We start from the raw sequence: 21,906 nt of genomic DNA on the forward strand, positions 1-21,906 counted from the left end.
CCCCATCAGCGTTCTCAGCGGAGGCGCTTACTTGCCCTTGGCGGCTTCCTTGAGCTTGCTGCCCGCGGAGACCTTCACGCTGTAGCCGGCCGGGATCTGGATCGGGTCGCCGGTCTGCGGGTTGCGCGCGGTGCGAGCGGCACGGTGGGTGCGCTCGAAGGTCAGGAAGCCGGGGATGGTGACCTTCTCGTCGCCCTTGGAGACGATGTCGCCGACGACCTCGGCGAACGCGGCCAGCACTGCGTCGGCGTCCTTGCGGGTCACCTCGGCGCGGTCGGCCAGCGCGGCCACCAGCTCACTGCGGTTCATGTTGTTACTCCCGTGTTCTTCTTGCCGTTGAGGCGTGCCACGCGGCGGAGCCGCATGTGGGGCACAGCGAAGTCGTTGTGCTCGCGCCCAGAGACGCATCCTGCCCCTACCTGCGGCGGGAAAGCCAATCCGGCACCCGCACGGAGGCGTGAGACAACCCATGTGTGTCACACGAAGGCGCGCCAGGCCGCAACCCTAGAGGGCCGCTCACGGCGCGAGGTTCCGCGACGCGCCGTCGCGGGGGCCGCCGTGGCGATCCTCACAGCCGCCGTGGCCCCCACGGGCCGTGCCGCAGAGCCTACGAGGCGGACGCGCCCGCCGCCTTCGCGGCCTCCCGCACCGCACCCGCCACCGCGCCCGCGACCTTGTCGTTGAAGACGCTCGGGATGATGTAGTTCGCGTTGAGCTCGTCGTCGCTCACGACCTCGGCCAGGGCCTTCGCGGCCGCGAGCATCATGTCGGTGTTGACCGTCCGGGACTGCGCGTCCAGCAGGCCGCGGAAGACGCCCGGGAAGACCAGCACGTTGTTGATCTGGTTGGGGAAGTCGGAGCGGCCGGTGGCCACGACCGCGGCCGTCCGACGGGCGACCGCCGGGTCCACCTCCGGGTCCGGATTCGCGAGCGCGAACACGATCGCGCCTTCGGCCATGGCGGCCACGTCGTCGCCGTCGAGGACGTTCGGGGCGGAGACGCCGATGAAGACGTCCGCGCCGCGCACCGCCTGCTTCAGGGTGCCGGTGAGGCCCTCGGGGTTGGTGTTGTCGGCGATCCAGCGCAGCGCCGAGTCGGGGGCCGCGTCGACGAGGTCCTCGCGGTCGGCGTGCACCACGCCGTGGATGTCGGCGACGACCGCGTTCTTCACCCCGGCCGCCAGCAGCAGCCTGAGGATGGCCGTGCCGGCCGCACCCGCGCCCGACATGACGACCCGCACGTCGCCGACGCCCTTGCTCACGACACGCAGGGCGTTCGTCAGGGAGGCGAGGACGACGATCGCGGTGCCGTGCTGGTCGTCGTGGAAGACGGGGATGTCGAGGGCCTCGCGCAGCCGGGCCTCGATCTCGAAGCACCGGGGGGCGGAGATGTCCTCCAGGTTGATGCCCGCGAAGCCGGGGGCGATGGCCTTGACGATCTCGACGATCGCGTCGGTGTCCTGGGTGTCCAGGCACAGCGGCCAGGCGTCGATGCCGGCGAACCGCTTGAAGAGGGCCGCCTTGCCCTCCATGACGGGCAGCGCGGCCTTCGGGCCGATGTTGCCGAGGCCCAGCACGGCCGAGCCGTCCGTCACGACCGCAACGGAGTTGCGCTTGATCGTGAGGCGGCGGGCGTCCTCGGGGTTCTCGGCGATCGCCATGCAGACGCGGGCCACGCCCGGCGTGTAGATCATCGAGAGGTCGTCACGGTTGCGGATGGGGTGCTTGGACTGCATCTCGATCTTGCCGCCGAGGTGCATCAGGAACGTACGGTCGGAGACCTTGCCGAGGGTGACGCCCTCGATGAGGCGGAGCTGCTCGACGATCTCGTCGGCGTGCGCGGTGGAGGTCGCCGCGATGGTGACGTCGATGCGCAGCTTCTCGTGGCCGGAGGCGGTGACGTCGAGGCCGGTCACCGAGCCTCCGTGGGACTCGACGGCCCCGGTGAGCTGGGAGACCGCGGTTCCGCTCGCGGGCACCTCCAGCCGGACCGTCATCGAGTAGGAGACGCTGGGCGCCGTTGCCATGGCCGACTTCCTCTGCACTGCTGGATCGCGGGTTTGCCGTCCGATCGTCGCACCTACCGACGAGTACGTGAAAGCCGCACCTTATTGCGATCGTTTTGTTCTCGGAGACGCACAGGGGAGACGCACGGGGAAGAGGCCCACGACACCAGGTGACGTGGGCCTCTCCGACGTTCATGACACCGACCCGCCATGCTCGCCTCGCGGCAAGTGGTCGCTCGTAGCGACGAAGGTTGGGCCCGGGGGCTTGGATCGGGCCGGTGTCACGTCCAGGCTAACAAACGGATGGCCGAAGACCATTCCCGTCCGCGGACTTCACAGAAACCGTTCGGAATTCTTCGGTCCCCGAGCCTCAGTCCCTGAGGAGGTCGGGCACGCCGTTCGCGTCCGGCTCGTCCCGGTCCCCCGACACCACCGAGAGCTGCTGGGTGGCCCGGGTCAGCGCCACGTACAGCACCCGCAGGCCCGCCGGCGACTCGTCCGCGATCTCCGCCGGCGAGACGACGACCGTGGCGTCGTACTCCAGGCCCTTGGCCTCCAGGCTGCCCAGGGCCACCACGCGGTCGCCGAGGCCGGCCAGCCAGCGCCCGGCCTCCTCGCGGCGGTTCATCGCGACGACGACGCCGACGGTGCCGTCCACGCGGTCCAGGAGGCGTTCGGCCTCCGCGCGCACCGTCGAGGCCAGGGAGCCGCGGACGGCTGTGAAGCGGGGCACGACACCCGTCGACCTGACCGCCGACGGGGACTCGGCGCCGGGCATGGCCAGGGCCAGCACCCTGGCGGCCAGCTCGGCGATCTCGGCCGGGTTGCGGTAGTTCACCGTCAGCCGGAAGCGGCGGCGGGGGCGGCTGCCGAGGGCCTCGTCGCGGGCCTCGGCAGCCTCGTCGGGGTCGGACCAGGAGGACTGGGCCGGGTCCCCGACGACCGTCCAGGTGGCGTGCCGGCCGCGGCGGCCCACCATGCGCCACTGCATCGGGGTGAGGTCCTGCGCCTCGTCGACGATGACGTGGGCGTACTCGGTGCGCTCCTGGGCGAGCCGCTCGGCCCGCTCGCGCTGGGTCTCCTCGCGCACCGGCATCAGCTCCTCCAGGCCGGTGAGGTGGTCCAGCGGGTCGAGCTCGCGTCTCCTGCGCGGGCGGGCCGGGACGCCGAGGACCGCCTGGAGTTCGTCGAGCATGGCGATGTCGTGCACGGAGAGCCCGTCCCGTCTGAGGGAACGGGCGACCTTGCGGACCTCGCCGGGGTTGAGGATGCGACGGGCCCAGCGGCCGAGCCTGCGCTCGTCGGCCATGGCCTCCAGAACGGCCTGCGGGGTCAGCTCGGGCCACCAGGCGTCGAGGAAGGCGATGAACGCGTCCTCGGTGCTCACGTCCTCGTCGAAGGACGAGCGCAGTTCGGCGGCGAGCTCGGGGTCGCTGTGCCGGCCCGCCGCTCCGGAGCGCTCCCACAGGGCGTCCAGGAGAAGCTTGCGGGCGCGGGGACGCAGCAGGTTCACCGGGGCGGTGCCGCTGAGGGCGCTCTGCCGGACGCGGTCGAGGTCGGCGGCCTCCAGCTCCAGACGGCGGCCGAAGGCGACGACGCGCAGGCGGGTCGGCGTCCCGGTGGACGCGGGGGTCTCACCGGCCTCGTCGTCGGGGTCGCCGAAGGCCAGTTGGGCGGGGGCCCGGCCGCCGCTCTCCAGCGCTCCGCGCGCGGCCTTGCGCAGCACCTTCAACATCCGGTACGACCCCTTGGCCCGGGCCACCGCCGGGGAGTCGTACAGGGTGGCCTCGGCGCCGTCGACGAGGGAGCCGATGGCGCGGACGGCGACCTGGCCCTCCTCGCCCAGGGAGGGCAGCACGCCCTCGGTGTAGGCGACGAGCAGGGGGGTGGGCGAGACGATCAGGATGCCGCCCGCGTACCGGCGCCGGTCCTGGTAGAGCAGGTAGGCGGCCCGGTGCAGCGCGACGGCGGTCTTGCCGGTGCCCGGACCGCCCTCGACGTACGTCACGGAGGCGGCGGGGGCGCGGATGACCAGGTCCTGCTCGGCCTGGATGGAGGCGACGATGTCGCGCATGGTGTGGCCGCGGGCCTGGCCGAGGGCTGCCATGAGGGCGCCGTCGCCGATGACCGGCAGCTGCTCGCCGTCGAGGAAGGCCCTGAGCTCGGGCCGCATCAGGTCGTCCTCGACGCCGAGGACGCGCCGCCCCTTGGAGCGGATCACGCGACGCCGTACGACGCGCCCCGGGTCGACCGGCGTGGACCGGTAGAAGGGGGCGGCCGCGGGCGCCCGCCAGTCGATGACCAGCGGCGCGTACTCGGAGTCGAGGACGCCGATACGGCCGATGTGGAGGGTCTCGGCGATGTCGGCGGTGTCGTCGGGCCGCACGGCGCCCTCCGCGGGCTCCACGGCGGTGTACGCGCCGTCCGGGCCCTTCTTGCCGTCCTTGCCGAGGAGCAGGTCGATCCGTCCGAAGAGGAAGTCCTCGAACTCGTTGTTCAGCCGGTTGAGGTGGACTCCGGCGCGGAACACCTGCGCGTCCCGCTCGGCGAGGGCGCCGGGCGTGCCGACCTGGCCGCGCTGGGCCGCGTCGTTCATGAGGAACTCGGCCTCGTGGATCTTCTCCTCGAGGCGTCGGTACACCCGGTCGAGGTGTTCCTGTTCGACGTTGATCTCTCGGTCCCGCACCGAATCCGGCGCGTTTTCCTCAACCGATCCGACCGCGGTCTCCTGCTGTGCCTGAACGGCCACCGGGCCCCCTTCTGACGTGCTGGGCAGCCGTCAACCGTACGCGAAGGGGGCCCGCGAAGCCATGCGCGGCTACGCGTCGATCTGGACGAGCTTCTTGCCTTCGAAGGTCATGACCTCGAAGTGGTCGATCTCGTTGGTCTTGAAGGCGGCGCCGCCCATGACGTAGAGCGGGTTCTTCGCCTGCTCGGTCTTGGCGCCCGGGAGGCCGTAGCCCCACTCCGGCACCGACCAGGAGGAGACGGTCTCGCGCTCGCCGTTCTTGCCGACGGCGATGAGCGAGCACTTCTCCGGGCCCGACACGTTCTTCAGCTCGACGCCGATCTCGGTGCCCCAGGCCTTCTCGCCCATGGCCACGGTCGCCGAGACCTTGGAGGCGGCGTCGGTCGCCGTGACCCGGCTGCTGAGCGTGTCGAAGGTCGCCTTGGCGGAGTTCGCGGACTTGGGGGCGCTCGCCTCGGTGCCCTTCGTGCCGCTGTCGCCGCCGGTCGCGGCCAGCACGGTGAGCGGACCGCCGATGATCAGCGCGGCCGCGGCCGCCACCAGGAAGAAGGAGCGGCGGCGCTTCTGCGCGCGGCGCTCGGACACCTCGTCGACCAGCCGTTCCACGAGACGCGGGCTGGGGCGGGCGGACAGGGAGTCGCCGATCGCGGGTGTGCCGGTGCCCGGCAGGTCCGCGAGGGCGGCCAGCATCGGTTCCATCCCGGCGAGCTCGTCGAGCTGCTGGGCGCACCACTCGCAGCCGGCGAGATGCATCTCGAAAGCGGTTGCCTCGGCGTCGTCGAGGATGCCGAGGGCGTAGGCGCCGACGGTCTCGTGTTCGCTCGGGCTCGGAGATCCCACTGACCCCTGCATGGGACCAGACATACCCGAACCACCTGCTCCGAATCCCCCGTAACTGCTCATCACGCCGTCACCCCCCGCTCTTCCAGAGCCAGCTTCATCGACCGCAGGGCGTAGAACACCCGTGAGCGCACGGTGCCGCTGGGTATGCCCAGTGTCTCGGCCGCCTCGTTGACGGTGCGCCCCTTGAAGTACGTCTCGACGAGCACCTCCCGGTGGGCCGGGGTCAGGTCGTCGAGCGCGTCGGACAGCGTCATCAGCCACAGCGCCTTGTCGATCTCGTCCTCCGCAGGAATGACCTCCAGCGGCGACGGGTCGACCTCCTGCGGCCGGGCCTGCCGGCTGCGGTGGCCGTCGATGACGATGCGACGTGCGACCGTCACCAGCCAGGGGCGTACAGATCCGGTCGCCCGGTTGAGCTGGCCGGCGTTCTTCCAGGCACGGATGAGCGTCTCCTGCACGACGTCCTCGGCACGCTGCCGATCTCCGGCAACCAGGCGCAGGACATACGCAAGCAGGGGTCCGGCATGCTCCCGATACAGAGCACGCATCAGCTCCTCGTCAGGTTCCGAGGGCTGGGACATGCGATGTCGGGCCCTCGATCCACGTTCATTGGCCACGGCCGCATCCTTGCGCACGCCCACCTCCGGTGTCCGGGGGATCCCCCAGTCGGTCGCTCGACGACGGGTACGCAAGCGGGGTGTTGCGCGTTCAAAACGAGGGGACACTTTTCTTCCGGGTGTCATGACGAGGGGGACATGGGGGCACATTCTCCCCTCTTTTTCTTTACATTTCCGCCACAGGGGCAGGGTCGGGCCGACTGCCCGTCGGCCGACGCGGGTAAACGACGTGTAATCGAAATCACGTCGGCAGTTGCGCGCCCGCACCGAACGAAAGCCGCATAACCGGCAGGAGGTTGTCCGTCGGCGCACCGTCAACTGCGGGCGAGCGCCGCCCGTCGGCGGTGCCGCGCCACCCGCTCCCGGTTCCCGCAGACCTCGCTGGAGCACCAGCGCCGGCGCCGCCCCCGGGACATGTCGACGTAGACGAGGGGGCAGTTGTCCCCCGCGCACTGCCGGAGCCCCGCCCGGGCCACCGGATCGGTGAGCAGCTCCACCGTGTCCCGGGCCACCGCGGCCAGCAGCGCGGCGCACTCCGGCGGCCGGTCCAAGGCCCGCACGAGCGAACCGTCTTCGCCGCGCACGGCACGCGGGGTGGGGGGCGCGGCCCGGGCGGCGTCGTTCACCCGGTCCAGGGCGCCGTCGGGGTATCCGGCGCCCGGATACGGCGGGGAACCGCCCTGGGCGAGGCAGCCGTGCACCAACTGACCGACGCTGCGACGCAGTTCGCGGAACGCCGTCGGCCAGGCGGCGTCGGCCAGGGTGAGCGGGGTGTCCGGCGGGACGAGGCCGCAGCCGTGGATCCACGCGCACAACGGCCCCACGGAGCCGAGCCGTTCGCAGGGGTGCGCGGTCGCGAGCAGATCGAGACAGATCCGTCCGGCATCGAACCGCAGCTCGTCCATGCGCGCGTCACCGCCAGCCGAGGAGCACCCCTGAGGAATCCGTTCCTCCCACAGTGCCCGGCCGCGGCCGGGACCGGAACCCCTCCGGCTCCCCTCCGGCTCTCCGACGCGGGCCGGGGCCGGCCGGGGCGGGCCCGGGTCCGTGTCCCGGCCGGATCCGCGAGAGCTCCCGGGTCCGGCCGCACCCCGCACCTCGCACCCCGCACCCCGCACCGGGCACCGGGCACCGGGCACCGGGCAACCCGGCTACGCGTCCGCGTACTTGGCGTCCGACGCCGGGTCCAGTGCCAGACGGTAGCCCCGCTTCACCACCGTCTGGATCAGCTTCGGCGTGCCGAGAGCCGTCCGCAGGCGGGCCATCGCCGTCTCGACGGCGTGCTCGTCGCGTCCCGAACCCGGCAGCGCCCGCAGCAGGTCCGACCGCGGCACCACCCAGCCCGGCCGACGGGACAGCGCCCGCAGCAACGACATCCCCGCCGGCGGCACCGGGCGCAGGCACCCGTCCACCAGCACCGCGTGCCCCCGGATCTCCATCCGGTGCCCGGCGACCGGCAGGGTCCGGGCCCGGCCCGGCAGTTCCTGGCAGAGCAGCTGCACGAGGGGCCCGAGCCGGAACCGCTCCGGCTGGACGGTGTCCACGCCCCGCGCCTGCAACGGCAGCGCGGTGACCGGGCCGACGCAGGCCGGCAGCACGTCGTGGTGCAGGGCGCGGAGCAGCTCGGGCAGCAGTCCGCGCTCCTCCGCGCGCGAGAACAGGGAGGCCGCCGCGGGCGCGCTGGTGAAGGTGATCGCGTCCAGTCCGCGCGCGACGGCCGCGTCCAGGAGCCGGTCGAGCGGCCCGATGTCCTCCGGCGGCATCCACCGGTAGACGGGCACCCCCACGACCTCCGCGCCCGCGGCCCGCAGCGACTCCACGAACCCGGGCAGCGGCTCGCCGTGCAGCTGCACGGCGACCCGGCGGCCCTCGACGCCCTCCTCCAGGAGCCGGTCGAGGACCTCGGCCATGGACTCGCTGGACGGCGACCACTGCTCCGTCAGCCCCGCGGCCCGCACCGCGCCCTTGACCTTGGGCCCGCGGGCCAGCAGCTCGACGCCGCCGAGCCGGGCGAGCAGCTGCTCGCCGAGCCCCCAGCCGTCGGCCGCCTCGACCCAGCCGCGGAAACCGATGGCCGTGGTGGCGACCACGACGTCCGGCGCCCGGTCGATGAGGTCCTTGGTGGCGGCGAGCAGTTCGCCGTCGTCGGCGAGCGGCACGATCCGCAGGGCGGGCGCGTGCAGTACCGCCGCACCCCGGCGCTGGAGCAACGCGCCGAGCTCCTCGGCACGGCGCGCGGCCGTGACGCCCACGGTGAAGCCCGCGAGGGGCCCGTGTCCGTCGGCGCCCTGGGGGCCGGTGGCCGGTTGCTGCTGTTCCTCGTACATAGCTCTCGTCCCGCTAGATTCGCGTCCCGCCTACATGCCGACGAGCCTGTCAACGGCGCGTGACAGGCTCGGTTCGGCTTCATGTCGCCAGTGTTACGTCACACCTCGGCATAGCTGAGCTGCGGCTTCGCCTCGGACACCGAGCTGGACGCGGTCACCCTGCCCGCCGTACGACGAAGGTATACGGCCCAGGTGACGGCGAAGCAGATGGCGTAGTAGGCGAGGAAGGCGACGAACGCCCCGGTGCCGGAGCCGTAGGAGAGGAAGGACTGCCGGAAGGCCAGGTTGATGCCGACTCCGCCCAGCGCTCCCGCCGCGCCGATGAGGCCCATCGAGGCGCCGGAGAGGCGACGGGCGTAGAGCACGGCGTCCTCGCCCGTGAGCCCCTCGGCGAGAGCCTTGGTCTGGAAGATGGCCGGGATCATCTTGAACGTCGACCCGTTGCCGATCCCGGTGAGCGAGAACAGCACGACGAAGGCGGTGACGAACAGCGGGAGCGACTTCTGCATGCCGGCGACGACCAGGACCGTGGTGGCGGCGCCCATGGCGACGTAGTTCCAGAGGGTGATCTTCGCGCCGCCGTACTTGTCGGCGAGCCGGCCGCCCACGGGCCGGATCAGGGAACCGAGCAGCGGCCCGATGAAGGTGAGGTACGTCGCCTGCAGCGGCGTACGCCCGAACTGGTTCGTCAGCACCTGCCCGAACGCGAAGCTGTAGCCGATGAAGGAGCCGAAGGTGCCGATGTACAGGAAGGACATGATCCAGGTGTGCGCGTCCTTCGCGGCGTCGACGGCGGCGCCGGTGTCGTTCTTCACGGACGCGATGTTGTCCATGAACAGGGCGGCGAGGACCGCGGCGACGGCGACGAGCGGGATGTAGATCCCGAGCAGCACGCGCGGCCCGCCACTGGCCCCGATGACGGCGAGGGCGATCAGCTGGATCGCCGCCACGCCGACGTTCCCGCCTCCGGCGTTGAGGCCGAGCGCCCACCCCTTCTTGCGGAGCGGGAAGAAGGCGTTGATGTTGGTCATCGAGGAGGCGAAGTTGCCGCCGCCGATGCCGGCCAGCAGGCCGGTCCACAGGAAGGTGGAGAAGGACGTCCCCGGCTCCATGACCGCGAAGGCCGCGATCGTGGGGATCAGCAGCAGACCGGCCGAGATGATCGTCCAGTTCCGCCCGCCGAAGATCGCGACGGCGAAGGTGTACGGCACCCGGACGACCGCGCCGACCAGCGTCACCATGGACGTCAGCAGGAACTTGTCGGCCGGGGTGAGGCCGTACTCCGGGCCCATGAAGAGCACCAGCACCGACCACATGGTCCAGACCGAGAACCCGATGTGCTCGGAGAGGACGGAGAACAGGAGGTTACGGCGGGCGATCTTCTCGCCCTTCTCGTTCCAGAAGGCCTCGTTCTCCGGGTCCCACTCCTCGATCCAGCGGCTCCCCTTCTTCGCGGGGGACGGCGGTGCGGGGGCTGTACTCGGGGCTGTCATGACGCCTCCACGTGCTCCGGGCTCGGGTGATTCGGGGGGATGAGCGGTGATGAGTCCCGAAGGTAGGGAGGAAGCGTTTCGGTGCTGTGGCTGTGGGTGACCGGAAAGGAACGTTGCTCTCACCTTGCGCGCGGGCCCGGTGAGAGGTCGGCCCGGCCCGGTGCGACGGGCTGCCGACTCCCACGGCGCAGACGCGACGGAGGCGCCCCCGCCCGGCCGTCGAGCCGTGGACGGGGGCGCCTCCGCGGGAGCCCGGGGCGCCGTTCTCAGTGGCAGACGAACTCCTTGTTGGCGGTGCTCGCGCTCAACGTGCAGGTCTGCCCGCGGACCGCACCCGCCGGGTCGTGGGCGGTGAGGTCCCAGGACGTGCCGTTGGCGTTCAGGACCCCGTACCCGTAGACCCCGCCCTGAGTGATCGAGTGGTTCACGGGCTGCGGTGGCGTCCCGACCGGTCTGCCGATGACGTTGGCGTCGTTCGGTCCCTGGTCCAGGGGGTCTCCGCCGGAGAAGCCCACGGTCACCTGCGGTGGCCGCGTGGTGTTGAAGTCGATCATCTGGTAGAGGTGCGCGTGGCCCGACAGCACGACGCGGATGTTGTCCGCGAGCCGCCCCAGGGTCGTCGCGGCGACGGCCTTGTCGAGGACGGGGGTGTACGTCGTCGTCGGCGGGCCGGCCGAGCGCACCATCCACAGCGGCTTGTGGGTGAAGAGGAAGTAGTCGCGGCCGGGCTGCTGCCCCGCCATCTGGTTCACGGCGTTGAACTGCCGCGTGTAGATCGCCTGCTGTGCGAGGCTTCCGCTGTCGTCGGGGTCGGCGAACGCGGAGTCCACGGCGACGAGGCGCAGGCTGCCCGCCCGGATCTCCACGGGGTCGGGGTAGTCGGAGCACGATCCGTCGGACCGGAGTTCGTCGGCGAGGTAGCGGAACCACGCGGCCCCCGCGCCGCCCGTCGCGGGAGGCGTGCGGCAGTCCTCGTGGTTGCCTCGCGTCAACGCGACCGGGGCCACGGCCAGCAGGCTTTCCGCCGGCCTGAAGAAGTCGGCGACGACACAGGCCCAGCTGAACCTGTCCTGCGAGGTCGTGCAGCCCGGGTTCGCCGCCGCGTCCGAGGCCTTGGCCGGGTCGTCACGGTAGAGGTAGTCGCCGACGTGGATCACGAGATCCGGACGCGTCACCGTGGCGGCGCTGCTCGCGATCTGCGGGAACGGCCAGCCGGTCTGGTGGTTGGCGCAGTCCTGGTTCGGTCCCGCCGTCGTGACGCGGCAGCCCGTGTCGCCGATGACGCCGACCGTGCCCGGGCGGGTGCCCGCGGTCCAGTTCGGCAGGGGAAGGCGACGGTTCGCGGGGTGCACCACGGCCGCGGCGACCGTCGAGTTCGCGAGCACCGCGTTGCGGGCCTCGAGAGGCACGACCAACTCGCACACGGTGGTGGGGAACTGGGGAGGCGCGGGACGGCTCAGAAGCCGCATCCGGTAGGCGGTCCTGACGGTGCCCAAGGTGTACCGCACGGAGGGGCACGTGCCGCTGGTGTCGGTGGTCACGTAACGGATCTGGGTACCCCGGCTGGTCAGCTGGGTCCACGCCCATGCCTCACCGTCGGGCGCCCCGGCCCCGGGCGGCGGGGTCGGCCCCGGCGGTTCGCCGTAGGACGGGTGCCCCGGCGGAGAAGTCGGCCCCGGCGGCTGCCCCGGCGGGTAGGTCGGCCCCGGCGGCGAAGCCGGCCCCGGCGGCCTTCGCTCTCCGTCGCCGGGCAGGGGCCCCGCCAGTGCCGTGCCCACCGAGAGTGCCGCCGCCAGCACTCCCGTCGTGGCAAGAACCATCGTCCGCCGTATCACGCGCATCCTCCTCCGTCCGGAAAACCCTGGCTCCCGGCCGTCCGGTCGACGGCCGTACCGGGACATGGTCACCAGGGCCCCCGGTGGACGCACCCCGGGCGCGGCGAACGGCGTACGGCGGCGTACAGCCGCGCGCTCGGGGCGCCTGCGGGGCCGAAAGCGGCGCTCAGGCGCGGTGTGTTCCGGCGCCCGCCCGGCCGTCCGGCCACAGGCGGGGCCTGCGGCGGGCCGCCAGGTCCTCGACCCAGCCGAAGCAGACCACGCAGACCGCGGTGAGCAGCCAGACGGCCGGAAGCTGCGGCCACGGACTCTGCAGGATCCAGGAAGCGTCCGCTTCCAGCCACGGGACACCCCACAGCCGGTCCCACAGACCCTCCACGGCCGTGATGCACACGTTGTGCCACAGATAGATCGTGACGGCACGGGAGTTGAGCAGGGTGATCAGCCGGTCGAAGCGGCGCAGCCCGGACGGCCACTCGCTCCAGGACGGGCTGATGTGCAGGAGCAGCAGCACCGCGGCGAAGGACCACAGCGACTGGCCGAACGGCATGTCGTCGAGGTCATGGCCCTCCCGCAGATCGTGGCTCAGCGCGTACCAGAGGCCGGCGGCGGCGATCGCCGGAGCCAGGGACGGGACGACGTAGCGGGGCAGCCTGCGCAGGACGCCCTCCTGGCGTGCCATGCCCAGCAGCCAGCATGCGCCGAACGTGCCGAAGTCGCTGAGGTTGGACTCCAGTCGCCAGCCGGGCACCGACAGCGCGCCGAACTCCAGGGCCGCGCACAGCGCGATCGGCGCGAGGATCGTCGGCCAGGGCAGCCGGCGCAGGGCGCGCAGCAGCAGCGGGGAGAGCAGCACGAACCAGAGGTAGGCACGGATGTACCAGAGGGGAACGCCCAGGTCGGAGGACCAGCCGTCGGCGATCAGCCCCTGGATGCCGGACATGCCCTCGGCGTACGGAGGGTCGCTCACCGGCAGGATCCAGAAGGTGAGGTGGAACCACCACCAGCCCGGGTGTCCCTCGGCGTCCGGACGCCAGCCCCCCGCCAGCATGCCCGTCACCCCGACCGCTCCCAGCAGCCACAGCGGCGGCAGCAGTCGGCGCAGCCGGCCGCGCGCGACGTCCAGCGCGGGCCGTCTGCCCAGCGAGCGGGCCATGAGGTCGCCCGCGAGCGCGAACATCACGCCCATGGAGGGGAAGACGATGGGCAGCCAGGCCCAGCCCATCAGGTGGTAGAGGACGACGCGGAAGAGGGCGACGGCGCGCAGGAGATCGAAGTACCGGTCGCGTCCTGCGCCCTTCTTCTTCCCGTCCGCCTCCCCCGCTCCGTGCTCGCGCGGGTCCGGGACGGTGTTCGGCGTCCGCGGTCCGGGCAGCTCGGGCAGCTCGGCCGTGGTCTCGGTCGGGTGGGTGCTCACAGGGCCGTTCCTCCGTCCAGGCTCGCGGCCGGCGCGCCGGGCGGGGCGGCGACCTGTCCCTTGCGGCGCAGTTTCTGCCAGCGCAGCCGGCCGCCGGTGAGGGCGGTGATCCAGGACTGGAGCAGGACGATGTACATCAGCTGGCGGTACAGCATCTGCTGGAGCGGGAGGGAGATCAGCGGGGCGAGGCGCTCCTTGTCCAGCGCGAAGGCGTAGGCCGCGCAGCCCGCCTGGACGAGGAGGACGCCGAACCAGGCGGCGACGGTCTCGCCGGTCGGCCCGAAGAGCAGGCCGTAGACCAGGAAGAGGTCGATGAGCGGGGCGAGCAGCGGGGCGACGACCATGAAGAGGGAGACGAGGGGGAGGCCTACGCGGCCGAAGCGGCCCGAGGCGCCCCCCTCGACCAGGGCGCGGCGGTGCTTCCAGATGGCCTGCATGGTGCCGTAGCACCAGCGGTAGCGCTGCGACCACAGCTGCTGGACGGATTCGGGGGCCTCGGTCCAGGCCCGCGCCTTCTCCGCGTACACGACGTGCCAGCCGTCGCGGTGGATCGCCATGGTGATGTCGGTGTCCTCGGCGAGGGTGTCGTCGCTCATGCCGCCGACCCGGTCGAGCGCGCTGCGGCGGAACGCCCCGACGGCGCCCGGGATGGTGGGCATGCAGCGCAGGACGTCGTACATACGGCGGTCGAGGTTGAAGCCCATCACGTACTCGATGTGCTGCCAGGCGCCGATGAGGGTGTCCTTGTTGCCGACCTTGGCGTTGCCGGCGACCGCGCCGACCTTGGGGTCGGCGAACGGCTGGACGAGCTCGCGCACGGTGGACGGCTCGAAGACGGTGTCGCCGTCCATCATGACGATGAGGTCGTGCCGGGCGTTGGCGATGCCCCGGTTGAGGGCGGCGGGCTTGCCCGCGTTGAGCTGGCGGACGACGCGGACGCCGGGCAGGCGCAGGTCCTCGACGATGCGGGCCGTGCCGTCGCTGGAGCCGTCGTCGATGACGAGGATCTCGATCGGGTGCTCGCTCCTCATCAGCGAACGCACCGTGTTCTCGATGCACTTGGCCTCGTTGTAGGCCGGGACGAGCACGGACGCCGGTTCGGTGACGGGCGCGTCCGGCCCCCAGACGAACCCCTTGCGCCGGGTCCGGCGGGTGTGGATCGCGGAGAGCAGCAGCATCAGCCCGAAGCGGGCGAAGACGAGGACACCGATGACGGCGAGGCCGACGACCAGGACGCCGGTGATGTCGTCGGAGGCCGCGACCAGGAAGACCCAGGCCTTGCCCTTCCACAGGTCGAGCCCGGTGACCGGGGTGTGCGCGCTGGGGGCGTGCAGGGCCTCGGTGAGGTTCTCGAACCGGTAGCCCTTCTGCTGGAGTTCGGGCAGGTAGGCGTCGAGAGCCTGGACGGTCTGGTGACGGTCGCCGCCGGAGTCGTGCATGAGGACGATGGCGCCCTTGCCGTCCTGCGGGGTGGCGTTGCGGATGATCTGGCGCACGCCCGGCCGCTGCCAGTCCTCGCTGTCGGCGGTGGTGAAGACGGTCAGGTAGCCGCGGGTGCCGACGTACTCGGTGACCGGCCAGGACGCGTCGTCGAGGGCGTCCGCGGTGGAGGAGTAGGGGGGCCGGAAGAGGGAGGTCCGGATGCCCGCCGCGCCCGCCAGGGCCAGCTGGTTCTGGGTGAGCTCCCAGTCGATGCGCTTCTTCGACTGGTAGGAGAGGTCGGGGTGGTTGAAGGTGTGCAGGCCGATCTCGTGACCCTCGTCCACCATCCGCCGGACCAGTTCGGGGTAGCGGGAGGCCATGGTGCCGGTGATGAAGAAGACGGCGTGGACGTGGTGCTTCTTCAGGACGTCGAGAACCTCGGGGGTCCATCTCGGGTCGGGGCCGTCGTCGAAGGTGAGCACGATCCGGTGGTCCGGCACCTCCAGACCGGTCTGCCGTCCGCCGCGGGTGTCGACGACCGGGCCGCCTTCGAGGATCTTCTGCGGCACCTTGTCGGAGGCGGCCTCGGGGTGGATGCGGTAGTCGGCGAGGATCTCGCTGTGCACGTAGCCGCGCAGCATCAGCATCGCCATCATCGCGAGGAGCACGAGCGGCGGCAGCAGACGGCGCAGCCGCAGGGGCTTCAGCCGTCGGCGTCCCGCGGACGGCCCGGCCCCCCGGGGAGCGCCTTCGGCGGCGCGCCCCGCGGCCCTGCCGCGGCCCTGCCGCGAGCCGGACCGCCGGGCGGCCCGCCGACCGACGGGAGGCTCGCCCCCCGACGAGCCTCCCGAGGCGCCTTCCGGCAGGCCTTCCGACGGGCCTTCCGGCGGCGAGGAGGTGGGCGCGGCCTGGCCGCCGGTCGCTTGCGCGGACTGCCCGACGGGGGATCGTCGGGCCGAACGCCGGCTGGTACGTGGTGCCATGAGAGGTGGTTCTCCGGGGACGAGAGGACGGTCGGACGGGCCGCACCAGGGACTGTGCGGCGAGATCGGGCGGCGCGGCGCGAAAGGCGAGGGACGGTGCGCCGGACCCGGGACCGGGGCGGTGCGCCGGACCGGGGCCCCGGCAGGCGTCGGGGGCGCAGGCCGGACCGGACGCTCCGGCGGCCGCGCCGGGCGGGCTGAGGTCCCGGTGCGTGGACCGGGCAACGGGAGCCGGACACAGGAACCGGCCGACACCGACCGGAGCACGGTCGGACGGCTGGACCCCGATCACGGGGGACGGGCAAGGAGGCAGGCCGCCGGTCTCGGGCGGCACGGCCGCGATCGAACCGCCGGTTCAGGCGGCCCGGCGGGCTCGGCGTGCGGGCCGGAGGTCCGGGTCCGGGTACGCCGGGCGGCCGCCCGTCCCGGACACCGGTGCGGTGTCCGGGCGAGGCGGTCCGCCCGGCGGTCCGGCACTCGGGGCCGTTCCGTCCCGGCGGAGCCGTCTCAGGCTGCCGGGCCGGAGCCCGCCGGGGCCGGTTCCGGCGGGCCGCCCGCGACGGTGGTGGAGGCGCCTCCGGCCGGGGACGGCGAGGAGACCGCCGACGGTGACGCGGCCGGTGAGGAAGCGGGCGGCGGCACGGACTGCGCAGGCGCGATCACCGGGGTGCTGGGGCCGGGCGCCGGGGAGGCCGAGGCCGTCGGGCCGGCGCTGGGGCGGGCGGACCCGCTCGCCGCCGGCCGCGTCGCGGCGGACGCCCCGGCCGAGGGAGCCGCGCTGCCCGAGACGCCCGGCGCGGCACCCGCGCCCGGCCTGCCCGACGCCGCGCCCGGTGCGGCGGCGGTGGCCCCGGTGCCGGCGGGCAGGCCGGACCCGGGCCGTCCGGGCCGCGGGCTGCCGGAGTCGTCGGGCGCCGGCGTGCTGTCGACCTTCCCGGCGGCCGGTTTCTCGTCGCCCTGGCCCGGGACGGGGAGCGGCAGCCAGGGTGCGCCGGCGTTGCCCGACAGGAGGGCGGCCACGATGACCACGGCGTAGGCCCCGCATGCGACGCCCACGAGGATGCCGATGCGGCGGAACGTGCGGCTGCGCCGGCCCGATTCGTCGACGAACACCGGGACGTCGGACGCGCCGTCCTGACCGCCGGCGCGTCCCTGCCCGAGAGGATCGAGCTGGACCGTCACCTCGCCCGCGTCGCGGCTCTCGCCGTCCGTGTCGCCAGGAGCCTCTCCCCAGGGATCCCGGAGATCGCTCGACCGTTCGTTTTCGGAAAGGCTGTTCGAGGTTTCCGCGGGCGACAGCAGGCCGTTCTCTCGCGGCACGTCCGTCAGGGACCGGTATCTTCCGCTCTCTCGGGACGGAGACCTCGAAGGTTGCCCTCCGGCCCCGGGAAAGCCCTGGGATGCCGCCCCCACGGCTGGCACGTCCAGAGCCGACGGCACCGCCTCGGGCCACTTCGGTTGGGCGTCTTCTCGCCAATTCTTCACTTGCGCACTTCCCCCCACGGAACCTGTTTCTGGGTGCGCTACGGCCCCGAGCACAGCCGATGAAACCAGGCCCCCACCCGGCTATCACGCCCCATTTACCCCATTGCGCTCAGGTCGAAGAATCTAGCGCAGACACGGACCCTCCGTTCGCGATGTGTCATTTATGGTCAGAAGTCATGTTCATGTTCATGTCTGAAAATAGACCCTCCGCCGGCCACCGAGACCGCGACCTGGACGCTCACCCCCCGCCACCGAGGGGTCGCAGCGCGTCACGCACCGAAGGGACCAGCCCCTTTCGCGGCACGGGCGACACGGGCGGACAAAGAGGCCGGATCGAGCAGGCCGGGGGATGCCGTCCCAGGCATGGCCGGAAAAACCTCTGTCAAGAGAGGCAGAATGCCTGTAATGCCCCGAATCGAGGAGCGGCCGCCCCCGAGATCCTCCCGCCGACCGCCGCCAGCGCGCCTGAAGGACCGGCGCCCCTCGGGAGAGAGGAGAGGGGCGCCCGCGCGCGCCGGCGGCGCCCGCCAACGGCGCGCGGCGCCCGGGCCCAAACACAGAAAGACCCCGCCCCCTGAGAGGGCGAGGTCTTCATGTCACATGGGATGAGTGGAGATGGCGGGAATCGAACCCGCGTCCAACGGTGCAGAATCAGGGCTTCTCCGTGTGCAGTTCGCTGTGATTTTCTCGGCCCCGGTGATCACGCGAACAAGTCGCCGACGGGCCCAGTCACTGTTTGATTTCCCATCGAACCCCGTGACCGGGCTCGATGGTTTAGTCCCCTAGATTATGCCAGGATCCGGATCGGGAACACTTCCGGGCTGACACCCATTTTGGGTCCTACACTCACTGCTTATTAGGCAGCGAGGGCGTAGGACTGGGAATCGCTCTTGATATTGGCGATTATTTTTTGCGACATATGGTTTACGAGATCATTGCCGCTTCCTCGACACGCTTCCCCTGCTTCGACAGCCGCTGTCGAAACCGATCATCCCCATGTTGTTTTTTCAATCCCTCCGAAGAGGGCCCGTGCCCACTGCGGGGCACAGAAGCCATGGTACGTGACCGACGCCCGTCGATGCCACCGCATTCACGGCGGCCTTGTTCCCGGCGGCGGCGCCCGCCCCCGCTACGCGTGCCGCTGCCTGCGCTTGGCCGCCGCGATCACCCGGTCCGTCTCCCGGCGGTCCTGCTTCTCGCGCAGGGTCTGCCGCTTGTCGTACTCCTTCTTGCCGCGGGCCAGCGCGATCTCGGCCTTGGCCCGGCCGTCCTTGAAGTAGATGGCGAGGGGCACGATCGTGTGCCCCGTCTCCTCCGACTTCACCGCCAGCTTGTCGATCTCCTCGCGGTGCAGCAGCAGCTTGCGCTTGCGGCGCGCCGAGTGGTTGGTCCAGCTGCCCTGGCTGTACTCGGGGATGTGCGCGGCGTGCAGCCACGCCTCGTCCCCCTCGATCTGGACGAAGCCGTCGGTCAGCGAGGCGCGGCCCTGGCGCAGCGACTTCACCTCGGTGCCGGTGAGGACGAGGCCCGCCTCGTAGACGTCGATGATCGCGTAGTCGTGCCGGGCCTTCTTGTTCTGCGCGACGATCTTGCGCTTGCCGTCCTTGGCCTTGCCGGTCGACGCCGCGCCGCCCTGCTTCGGCTGGGATTCCTTCGGTACGTACATTCCCTTGCTCATAGTCCCGCCATTTTCGCATCCGGAGGCGGCCTGAGGGAAAGCCGATTACGCGGCGGCCCGCCGACCGCTCAGGACGCGCCGCCCAGTCCGCTCAGCACGGTCTCCGCCCGCTTCAGCGCCCCGTCGTCGGCCTCCAGATCGGGCGTGATGCCCCGGCCGTCGACGGCATGGCCGGAAGGGGTGCGGTAGTGCCCCACGGTGAGCTCGGCGACCGAGCCGTCGGGCAGCCGGCGCGGCATCTGCACCGAGCCCTTGCCGAAGGTGCGCGAGCCCACCACGACCGCGCGGCCCCGGTCCTGCAGCGCGCCGGTGAGCAGCTCGGCCGCGCTCATCGTGCCGCCGTCCACGAGCGCGACCAGCGGACGGACGGTGTCGCCGCCGGCCTCGGCGTGCAGGACGCGCTGGCCGCCGTCGACGTCGTAGGTGGCGACGAGGCCGCCGTCGAGGAAGGCCGACGCGGCGGCGACGGCCTCGGTGACCAGTCCGCCGGAGTTGCCGCGCAGGTCCAGCACGATCCCGGCGCCGGGCGGGGCGTGCTCGACGGCGCCGCGGACGCTGTCGCCGACGCCCCTGGTGAACGCGGCGACGGTGATGACGGTGACGCCGCCGGAGAGCCGGCGGACGGTGACGGAGTCCCTGGACAGCAGCGCCCGGCGCAGGGTCTCGCTCCACGCGCGCGTGCCGCGCTCCAGGCCGAGCCGGACGGCGGTGCCGGCGGGCGCGTCCTTCATGTCGCCCCGCAGCAGGGAGACGACATCGGTGACCGGGAGGCCGTCCACGGACCGCCCGTCGACGCTGCGCAGCCGGTCGCCCGCCCGGACGCCGGCTGTGGCGGCGGGTGACCCGGACTGCACCTTGGTCACCTCGATCCGGCCGTCCCGCTCGCGCCGCGCCTCCAGGCCGACGCCGGTGTACCGGCCGTCGAGGGAGTCCTCGAACTCCTCGTACTCGCCCTCGGAGTAGACCGCCGCCCAGCGGTCGCCGCTGCGGCTGACGGCGCGCTCTGCGGCCTCCATCGGGGACTTGCCGTCCGCGGCGGCCTCCTCGGCGGCCCGCGTCACGTCCTCGGCCCGCCCGGCGGCGGCGGACGGAGCCGGGCCCGAGGAGTCCGCGTGCCCCTCGCTCCACTGCTGCGGCAGCGATCCGGTGGCCGCCCCGGCCACGAGCACGCTCGCGAACACCAATGTCAGGGCGGCCCCGCGGCCGAAACGGCGGGGCTGACAGAACAGGTCACGGCCTGACATGGCGGTGAGTCTAGGGGAACGCGAAGGGCCGCACGGTCGGTTGACCGTACGGCCCGCGGGGCGTGCGTCACACTCTGAGGCGCGTGCGTCACACCTTGAGGTACTTGCGCAGCGCGAAGAACGCGGCCAGTGCGGGCATCAGCAGGCTGGTCGCGAGGATGAGCGGAAGCTTGGTCAACACAGCGTCCCAGCCGATGAAGTTGATCAGGTTCAGCTTCTCGGACAGGGCCAGACCGTGGTCGATGATGAAGTACCGGGCGATCACCAGGAATCCGCAGGCGACCGTGCCGCCGATCAGCCCGGCGACCGCGGCCTCGGCGATGAACGGCGCCTGGATGTAGAACCCGGAGGCGCCGACGAGCCGCATGATGCCGGTCTCGCGCCGACGGCTGAACGCCGAGACGCGCACGGTGTTGACGATCAGCATCAGGGCCACCACGAGCATCAGCGCCATGACCGCCCGCGCCGCCCAGTTCATGCCGTTGAGGAGCCCGAAGAGGTTGTCGAGGATGCCCTTCTGGTCCTGCACCGACTGCACGCCGTCGCGGCCGTCGAAGGCGGTCGCGATGACCTGGTACTTCTCCGGGTCCTTCAGCTTGATGCGGTACGACTCCTGCATCTGGTCCGGCGTGAGGGAACTGGCCAGCGGGGAGTCGCCGAACTGCTCCTTGTAGTGCTTGTACGCGTCGTCCTGCGACTCGTACGTCACCTTCTCGACGACGCCCATCTTGTCGAGGTCGGACTTGATCTGCTTCTTCTGGTCCGCGGTGACCGCGCCCTTGGCGCAGTTGGCGTCCGACTCCGCGTCGCTCTTGTTGCAGAGGAAGACCGAGACGTTGACCTTGTCGTACCAGTAGCCCTTCATGGTGCTGACCTGATCGCTCATCAGGAGCGACCCGCCGAAGAGCGCCAGGGACAGGGCGACGGAGACGATGACGGCGAAGGTCATCGTCAGGTTGCGGCGGAGACCGACGCCGATCTCCGACAGTACGAACTGGGCGCGCATGGCGTGTTGTTCAGGCCTTTCCGGGGACGTCCGCGAGGGCGGGCGCGATGGCGGGGGCGGTCAGTGCTGGTAGCCGTAGACGCCGCGCGCCTGGTCACGGACGAGGCGGCCCTGCTCCAGCTCGATGACGCGCTTGCGCATCTGGTCCACGATGTTCTGGTCGTGCGTGGCCATCAGCACGGTCGTGCCCGTCCGGTTGATCCGGTCGAGCAGTTTCATGATGCCGACGGAGGTCTGCGGGTCGAGGTTGCCGGTGGGCTCGTCCGCGATCAGCAGTTTGGGCCTGTTCACGAAGGCGCGCGCGATGGCCACGCGCTGCTGCTCGCCGCCGGACAGCTCCCCCGGCCTCCGGTCCTCCTTGCCGCCGAGCCCGACGAGGTCGAGCACCTGCGGCACGGACTTGCGGATCTCGCCCTTGGACTTGCCGATGACCTCCTGCGCGAAGGCGACGTTCTCCGCCACCGTCTTGTTCGGCAGCAGCCGGAAGTCCTGGAAGACCGTCCCCAGCTGGCGGCGCATCTGCGGCACCTTCCAGTTGGAGAGGCGGGCGAGGTCCTTGCCCAGCACGTGCACCTGACCGTGACTGGTGCGCTCCTCACGCAGGACCAGCCGCAGGAAGGTCGACTTTCCTGAGCCGGAGGACCCGACGAGGAAGACGAACTCGCCCTTCTCCACTTCGAGGGAGACATCCCTCAGTGCGGGGCGGGTCTGCTTGGGGTAGACCTTGGAGACGTTGTCGAATCGGATCACGGATGCACCACGGGTCGCCGGGGGTAGATGAGCGTGACCATACGCGAACCGG

General features: G+C 71.7%; 16 protein-coding genes and 1 other RNA gene. 1 reads left to right on the forward strand and 16 read right to left on the reverse strand.

What is annotated here, in order from left to right:
* Positions 1-27: 27 nt before the first annotated feature.
* From IE239_RS01645 to IE239_RS01695, 11 genes are all read right to left on the reverse strand, one after another.
* Complete coding sequence (locus IE239_RS01645; RefSeq protein ID WP_004000874.1) at positions 28-309, reverse strand: HU family DNA-binding protein; 282 nt, start codon at positions 307-309, stop codon at positions 28-30.
* A 298-nt stretch (positions 310-607) separates the two neighbouring features.
* The gene (locus tag IE239_RS01650; RefSeq protein ID WP_190147367.1) at positions 608-2,026 is read right to left on the reverse strand and encodes an NAD-dependent malic enzyme; all 1,419 of its coding nucleotides are present in this window, start codon (positions 2,024-2,026) and stop codon (positions 608-610) included.
* A 349-nt stretch (positions 2,027-2,375) separates the two neighbouring features.
* Entirely contained in the window at positions 2,376-4,754 is a 2,379-nt protein-coding gene (locus IE239_RS01655) for a HelD family protein (protein ID WP_190147368.1), read from the reverse strand.
* Between the two features lie 69 nt (positions 4,755-4,823).
* Positions 4,824-5,606 carry an anti-sigma factor family protein gene (locus IE239_RS01660; RefSeq protein WP_190147369.1) on the reverse strand — a complete coding sequence of 261 codons (783 nt, stop codon included), beginning with the start codon at positions 5,604-5,606 and terminating at the stop codon, positions 4,824-4,826.
* A 50-nt stretch (positions 5,607-5,656) separates the two neighbouring features.
* Positions 5,657-6,178, reverse strand: a complete 522-nt coding sequence (locus tag IE239_RS01665) for a sigma-70 family RNA polymerase sigma factor (RefSeq protein WP_010039908.1) — start codon at positions 6,176-6,178, stop codon at positions 5,657-5,659.
* Positions 6,179-6,528: 350 nt separating this feature from the next.
* Positions 6,529-7,119, reverse strand: a complete 591-nt coding sequence (locus IE239_RS01670) for a CGNR zinc finger domain-containing protein (RefSeq protein ID WP_190147370.1) — start codon at positions 7,117-7,119, stop codon at positions 6,529-6,531.
* A 246-nt stretch (positions 7,120-7,365) separates the two neighbouring features.
* A complete protein-coding gene (locus tag IE239_RS01675; protein ID WP_190147371.1) occupies positions 7,366-8,541 on the reverse strand; it encodes a uroporphyrinogen-III synthase in 1,176 nt (391 codons plus the stop codon).
* A gap of 98 nt (positions 8,542-8,639) precedes the next feature.
* Positions 8,640-10,034, reverse strand: coding sequence for a NarK family nitrate/nitrite MFS transporter (locus tag IE239_RS01680; RefSeq protein ID WP_190147372.1), 1,395 nt, complete (start codon positions 10,032-10,034; stop codon positions 8,640-8,642).
* A gap of 266 nt (positions 10,035-10,300) precedes the next feature.
* The gene (locus IE239_RS01685; RefSeq protein ID WP_190147373.1) at positions 10,301-11,575 is read right to left on the reverse strand and encodes a metallophosphoesterase family protein; all 1,275 of its coding nucleotides are present in this window, start codon (positions 11,573-11,575) and stop codon (positions 10,301-10,303) included.
* A gap of 460 nt (positions 11,576-12,035) precedes the next feature.
* A complete protein-coding gene (locus IE239_RS01690) occupies positions 12,036-13,286 on the reverse strand; it encodes an acyltransferase family protein (protein ID WP_190147374.1) in 1,251 nt (416 codons plus the stop codon).
* Positions 13,283-15,400, reverse strand: coding sequence for a bifunctional polysaccharide deacetylase/glycosyltransferase family 2 protein (locus IE239_RS01695; RefSeq protein ID WP_190147446.1), 2,118 nt, complete (start codon positions 15,398-15,400; stop codon positions 13,283-13,285). Before IE239_RS01695 ends, IE239_RS01690 begins: the two co-directional genes overlap by 4 nt.
* An 853-nt stretch (positions 15,401-16,253) precedes the next feature.
* Between IE239_RS01695 and IE239_RS01700 the strand changes: the two genes are divergently transcribed.
* Positions 16,254-16,727 carry a hypothetical protein gene (locus IE239_RS01700; RefSeq protein WP_190147375.1) on the forward strand — a complete coding sequence of 158 codons (474 nt, stop codon included), beginning with the start codon at positions 16,254-16,256 and terminating at the stop codon, positions 16,725-16,727.
* Positions 16,728-17,783: 1,056 nt separating this feature from the next.
* Here IE239_RS01700 and ssrA read toward each other — a convergent pair.
* The 5 genes from ssrA to ftsE all read right to left on the reverse strand — a co-directional run bounded on the left by ssrA (position 17,784) and on the right by ftsE (position 21,854).
* Positions 17,784-18,172: a transfer-messenger RNA gene (gene ssrA / locus IE239_RS01705) on the reverse strand.
* A 133-nt stretch (positions 18,173-18,305) separates the two neighbouring features.
* Entirely contained in the window at positions 18,306-18,854 is a 549-nt protein-coding gene (gene smpB, locus IE239_RS01710) for an SsrA-binding protein SmpB (RefSeq protein ID WP_190147376.1), read from the reverse strand.
* Positions 18,855-18,922: 68 nt separating this feature from the next.
* The gene (locus IE239_RS01715; protein WP_190147377.1) at positions 18,923-20,098 is read right to left on the reverse strand and encodes a S41 family peptidase; all 1,176 of its coding nucleotides are present in this window, start codon (positions 20,096-20,098) and stop codon (positions 18,923-18,925) included.
* 88 nt (positions 20,099-20,186) lie between these two features.
* On the reverse strand, positions 20,187-21,104 hold the full coding sequence (ftsX, locus tag IE239_RS01720) for a permease-like cell division protein FtsX (RefSeq protein WP_190147378.1): 918 nt from the start codon (positions 21,102-21,104) through the stop codon (positions 20,187-20,189).
* 60 nt (positions 21,105-21,164) lie between these two features.
* Positions 21,165-21,854 carry a cell division ATP-binding protein FtsE gene (ftsE, locus tag IE239_RS01725; protein WP_069774015.1) on the reverse strand — a complete coding sequence of 230 codons (690 nt, stop codon included), beginning with the start codon at positions 21,852-21,854 and terminating at the stop codon, positions 21,165-21,167.
* Between the last annotated feature and the right edge of the window lie 52 nt (positions 21,855-21,906).

This window comes from Streptomyces humidus, assembly GCF_014649655.1.
GTDB lineage: Bacteria > Actinomycetota > Actinomycetes > Streptomycetales > Streptomycetaceae > Streptomyces > Streptomyces humidus.

Coding starts and splice junctions, on each gene's coding strand:
- IE239_RS01645 (WP_004000874.1), bottom strand. CDS start 309: ATGAACCGCAGTGAGCTGGTGGCCGCGCTGGCCGACCGCGCCGAGGTG.
- IE239_RS01650 (WP_190147367.1), bottom strand. CDS start 2,026: ATGGCAACGGCGCCCAGCGTCTCCTACTCGATGACGGTCCGGCTGGAG.
- IE239_RS01660 (WP_190147369.1), bottom strand. CDS start 5,606: ATGCAGGGGTCAGTGGGATCTCCGAGCCCGAGCGAACACGAGACCGTC.
- IE239_RS01665 (WP_010039908.1), bottom strand. CDS start 6,178: ATGTCCCAGCCCTCGGAACCTGACGAGGAGCTGATGCGTGCTCTGTAT.
- IE239_RS01670 (WP_190147370.1), bottom strand. CDS start 7,119: ATGGACGAGCTGCGGTTCGATGCCGGACGGATCTGTCTCGATCTGCTC.
- IE239_RS01675 (WP_190147371.1), bottom strand. CDS start 8,541: ATGTACGAGGAACAGCAGCAACCGGCCACCGGCCCCCAGGGCGCCGAC.
- IE239_RS01680 (WP_190147372.1), bottom strand. CDS start 10,034: ATGACAGCCCCGAGTACAGCCCCCGCACCGCCGTCCCCCGCGAAGAAG.
- smpB (WP_190147376.1), bottom strand. CDS start 18,854: ATGAGCAAGGGAATGTACGTACCGAAGGAATCCCAGCCGAAGCAGGGC.
- IE239_RS01715 (WP_190147377.1), bottom strand. CDS start 20,098: ATGTCAGGCCGTGACCTGTTCTGTCAGCCCCGCCGTTTCGGCCGCGGG.
- ftsX (WP_190147378.1), bottom strand. CDS start 21,104: ATGCGCGCCCAGTTCGTACTGTCGGAGATCGGCGTCGGTCTCCGCCGC.